This window comes from Petralouisia muris (genome assembly GCF_004793545.1).
GTDB classification, from domain to species: domain Bacteria; phylum Bacillota; class Clostridia; order Lachnospirales; family Lachnospiraceae; genus Petralouisia; species Petralouisia muris.
Genome location: NZ_SRYA01000155.1, coordinates 1 through 4,647, shown reverse-complemented (window position 1 = coordinate 4,647; position 4,647 = coordinate 1). Strand labels below are relative to the sequence as shown.

General features: G+C 41.1%; 7 protein-coding genes. All 7 read right to left on the bottom strand.

What is annotated here, in order from left to right; all coding sequences use genetic code 11:
* Positions 1–304: 304 nt before the first annotated feature.
* On the bottom strand, positions 305–640 hold the full coding sequence (locus tag E5329_RS28300) for a type II toxin-antitoxin system RelE/ParE family toxin (RefSeq protein ID WP_135992464.1): 336 nt from the start codon (positions 638–640) through the stop codon (positions 305–307).
* Positions 641–645: 5 nt separating this feature from the next.
* On the bottom strand, positions 646–945 hold the full coding sequence (locus tag E5329_RS28295; RefSeq protein WP_135992463.1) for a type II toxin-antitoxin system RelB/DinJ family antitoxin: 300 nt from the start codon (positions 943–945) through the stop codon (positions 646–648).
* 196 nt (positions 946–1,141) lie between these two features.
* Entirely contained in the window at positions 1,142–1,594 is a 453-nt protein-coding gene (locus tag E5329_RS28290) for a hypothetical protein (RefSeq protein WP_135992462.1), read from the bottom strand.
* Between the two features lie 228 nt (positions 1,595–1,822).
* The gene (locus tag E5329_RS31350) at positions 1,823–2,686 is read right to left on the bottom strand and encodes a hypothetical protein (protein WP_275443854.1); all 864 of its coding nucleotides are present in this window, start codon (positions 2,684–2,686) and stop codon (positions 1,823–1,825) included.
* Positions 2,687–2,841: 155 nt separating this feature from the next.
* Positions 2,842–3,099, bottom strand: a complete 258-nt coding sequence (locus E5329_RS28280; RefSeq protein WP_135992461.1) for a hypothetical protein — start codon at positions 3,097–3,099, stop codon at positions 2,842–2,844.
* 28 nt (positions 3,100–3,127) lie between these two features.
* Complete coding sequence (locus E5329_RS28275) at positions 3,128–4,054, bottom strand: hypothetical protein (RefSeq protein WP_275443853.1); 927 nt, start codon at positions 4,052–4,054, stop codon at positions 3,128–3,130.
* Positions 4,002–4,409, bottom strand: coding sequence for a PrgI family protein (locus E5329_RS28270; protein WP_120446283.1), 408 nt, complete (start codon positions 4,407–4,409; stop codon positions 4,002–4,004). The genes E5329_RS28275 and E5329_RS28270 overlap by 53 nt, the downstream gene beginning before the upstream one ends.
* Between the last annotated feature and the right edge of the window lie 238 nt (positions 4,410–4,647).

Sequence of the window (4,647 nt, the reverse complement as noted above, 5' to 3'; positions counted from 1 at the left end):
AATCCCACAAAGTTACAGGCTTTGTGGGATTGTTGTAGAATAATATTTCTGTTAGAATAAGGCATTTTATTTGAGATTTAGAATAAAAAGCCTACCTTGTAATCTTGCCGGATGCAGGTAGGCTTATATAGCTATTTGCGGAGGCTAACCACTTTGTGGGCGGCTGCTCCTTTTCTATAATATAACATTTCTAAACCTGAAAATCAACATTCTTTTTGAAGCTCGGCAGAATACCTCATATCATACTAAAATGCTTAAACGCCGCCATGATACCTTTTTCTTCTTTTAGTTCAAAAATATCGCGCTATTCCAGTTCCATTTTTCCAAGCTCCGATAACTGGTTTCGTTTTCTATATGCAACTGCTGTTATATGGACTGTCATGTGTCCGTCATCTGCCCAGTAATACATGATAAAGTTTTTTACCATTATTTTCCTGACTCCCTGTTTTCTCCATTTTTCAGCATCAACCAATGGATTACGCTCTGGCATGTTCTCTAATGAAGCAGCCGTTTTTTTCATTTCTAAAAACAAATCATATGCCGCCTGCGGAGCAAGAAGTTCATCCGCAATATAGTCCCTTATTTCCTTCATCTGCGACAGGGCGTATTTTGTAATTTTTACGTTATACTGTTTTTCCATGATTATCAAAGCCCTTCCATAAGCTGGTCAAAAGCTTCTTCATAAGGAACTGATTCTCCCTTTTTTGCCTGCTTCAGTCCGGTCTGCATCATTTCATCAAACTCTGCATCAGTCATGGTATCAAGGGTTTTGATTTCTGAAGGCAACTCAACCGAAAACGGAATCCCCCTTTTCATAATTACCTGCCTGTAGGTCATATTAATAAAAGCCGATGCGGATACACCTAGTTTTTCCAGTATATCTTCCGCCTGTTTCTTGACATCAGGTTCTACTCTGACATTTACGTTTGCACTTCGTGTTGCCATGTTTCCTCCGCCTTTCTTTTTTTCTTTATTATATCCCATTTGTGCCGTAAAATGCAACACAATTACTACCTATTACTTTCTCATTTTGGAATGTAGGATTGAGAGAGAGAGTAAGTATGATTCCATAAAAAATAATATATGAATCAAAAAAGCCTACGATGAAATGCCGTAAGCCATTTTTTGATTCATATATGTTTTAATAGAGAATATTTAACTCACTTTCCTCCCAAATTTCTTCAAAGGAAACCTCATTAATTTCAGCTTTTTCTATCAATTGTTCCATGCTGTCAAAATACTGTTCTTTCTTTTCAACCCATATAGATACAAACCCGCTCGAATTATCTTTACTAAGGAAACATATTTTTTTGTCATATTCAAGTTCTAATTCTCTTCCATGTTCAATTAGATAAGATAATGCTTTTAAAGACTTATTGTCAAATAATTCCTTTGCCATTTTATCATGCATATTCATAAAATCCTCCGTAAGCAACGAATAACAGACCGGATTGCAATCCTCCGTCGGGCATAGGATAATTGTATCTATCAGGAAGATTCTCGCAGGACAAGTCTTGTTATCATACGGTTTCTGCTCCGTTTCATCGGTGCTGCCGTTTACTGTCTTCCCAATACAATACGATGGAGGTAACATATGATGCAGCATCCCCGCCGCTCCAGCCAAAATTGGCTGGCGCTTATCAACAGCTGCCGCACAAGCGGTATGACGATTACAGCCTGATGCCAGGCAAACACAGTCCCGAAAGGTTCTTATGAGTCTGCTGTGAAGCGCCTTGTAACTGAAAACCGGACAATCCGTCTGTTAAGAGGAAAAATAGTAAGCCAGTAGCAAAACCTCTTTCTTTTCTTCTTGGTATGGAAACTATTGGTTATCCCCTTCTCTTTTCCAATATTTCCGAACCCATGCTTCCGCATCGTTTTCTTCAAGTTTATATTTTCCAGCTACTTTCTTTATAGTTTCTGAAATAGGCAGTCCCATCTCCTGATATATCTCAATTGCTGAAATCACTGTCGCTTCCTTTTTCTCACTTTCCACATAAGCGCGCATTACCTGCTCTTCATCAAACAATGTCATCATCATGTCCACAACCTCCTTTTCTCTGCTCAATAAATACTCTTTCAGAACATCCCTGTCTTTACAGATATTGATTGTATTGGTAACTGCTTCCCTGGTTCGTCCATATAATTTTATCTGTTCGTCATATACCTTTGTAAAGGCGACATACTGGCTGATAATATCATTGTCTTTCCCGTCGTATATCATTTTTACCTTTACATCAATGGCACATTCCTCCCCATTGAAAAATTCTTCTGAGAGAGAAACATATTCCGGCTTGTTTACCCTTTTTCCAGTGAATATCACGTATAATTCTGGCTTTGGCACCTTTACTTTTTTACTGCCATAAAGGTTATCATTCCTGCGTTCAAAGTACTCATGATAGGACTGCACCAGATACATCAATGCCCGTATAATGATATTCATTGTCCATGTGGTTTGTGCTTCCGTCAGAATCATGATTTTATCTCCGACTGTGAAGCCCAAATCATTATAGCACGCATCCACCAATATATTTTTAATCGTAATGTCCTTCAGTTCATCCTCTGTAGTCTCCGTATCTTCCGGGTGTAGCGCCCTATATAACTGTATCAGGTATTTTTTATCCTGAAATAAATTCGTAAAAACACTGTCTTTAATAGTATATTTCGCAATATCCGTTTTTTCCATTCCTTCTTCCTTTCATCCCCGCTTTTACAGCGGGGAAACAATCGGGTTATCTTGGTTTCATTATACAAAAAAACCATCCTATATTCAAGGATGATTCCTTACTGGTTTATAGTATGGCTACAGTCCAGCCGAAAAGCTGAACTGCAACGATTATCTCATATCATATTAAAATGCTTAAACGCCGCCATAATCGCTTTTTCTTTCTCCTGCGGGCATTTAGGCACATGGCTTTTATTTTCGCCCATATTATAATTCAGACGTTTATCAAAACCACACTTATCTTTTATCTGCGCCACATACAAAGACGATACCTTCAAACCATATTCTGACATTATCCATTCTTTAATTTCCGTATAGGTTGCACAACCTTTGACATCCTTCAGATATTCATTATCTTTTGGCTCATAATCCACATACGCATAGACTGTTTCAGCAGTGTTACTATTTCCTACCCAAAAGGACGCACGTCTCCACATGCATGGTAAGGGTGAGGTTGTCATCAATGTCCAGCAGCTTCTTAACCATCTCGTCCGTAAACTTCGGCGCAATCATGTCAAGGTAAGACACGCTCCCGTAAATGCTGCCGGACTTAAAGCGGCTCGGATAGCGGAAGTCAAACCCCGGCGGGGCGATATAGTCCTTAACCGACTTCCCGGATTCCGACAGCTCCTTAAATGAAAAACGGAAAGGCTCCATTGTACCCTGATTGAAATACTCATGCAGGATACGCAGCCTTTCCTTCCCGTCAAGACCTCTGGCATTTGTGCCGATATTGTTTAAATTGTGTACCACGTCCTTCTCGATATTGCTTAACTTACTTTTTGCTTCCCTGTACCCGGCGCTTTCCATGCCGAAAATCAGATATTTTGACTTGATGATGCCATTGTTGCCCTTTGCCGACTGGTGCTTTAACATCTGCGTGTACTCATCACGAATATCATCAAACGCATCCCCCTGTAAGGAAATGTCGAACTGCTCCGCAAGAGCCTGCTCGCTGACCTGCCTGTTAAATAAGAACAACTGGAACTTTATGGACGGATCGAAATAGTTAATCAGCTTGCTATATTCCTCCAGAATATCCGCCTGATCCTCCACTTCCAGCAGGTCATAGTTAATGTCGTAAAACTCCACCATTTTCGTGTAATAACTGTCCGCCACCTGACAGATGCCGTCCCGGTACATTTTTTTGAATGTAATGGTTTTCTGTGCGGTATCCGGCTTCGCCTGCTCTTTGCTGTTCCCGGCAAGCACACGTTTCAGCTCCGCAAGGCGTTTCTTTTCCGGTAAGGTCAGCCCCGCCTTTTCCGGCATCCGCTTATTTTCCTGCGGTTTTGGCTTTGCCGCCCCCGCCTTTTGCTTTTTGTTCAAGGAAACATACCTCCCTCCTGATTTTTTCCCTCTCCTCCAACTGCTTGTAGAGGTTTTCCGATTTATACGGTCTGATTCCCGGCGTGAGTACCTTCTGCCGGAGCATAAAGTATAAAATCTTCTCTGCCGGGAAACCGTCTTTTTCATACATTGCCAAAAAGAAGAATGGCAGCATTGCGCCCACCATGATAAGTGCCGCCCCCTGTGTCCCCAATACCCCTTTGGTAAGGAAATATAAAGGCACTCCCACAAGGGCGGCTCCCGAAAAGCAGATAATCTGCCTTTTGGTGAGGTTCAACGCTACTTTTGTCTTGATTCCACTCAGGTCTTTCGGCACTGGTACGGATATTGCCATAGTCTGCTCCTTTCGTGGGAAATGCCCGCCAAGTACAGTATTTTTGTACTCAATGGGCATTGAAAATTGATTTCGATAATGAGCCTGTCTTGAATAAGCTGAAACAGAGGATTACGGTATATCAGGAGGCTGGGAATACACTTGCGAACCTGCTTCACCAGTATCCGGCCAGTGTGGAATTAAGGAACTGTCGCAAAATAAAATGTACTATTTGAACCCACGTATTACATAGTTCCAT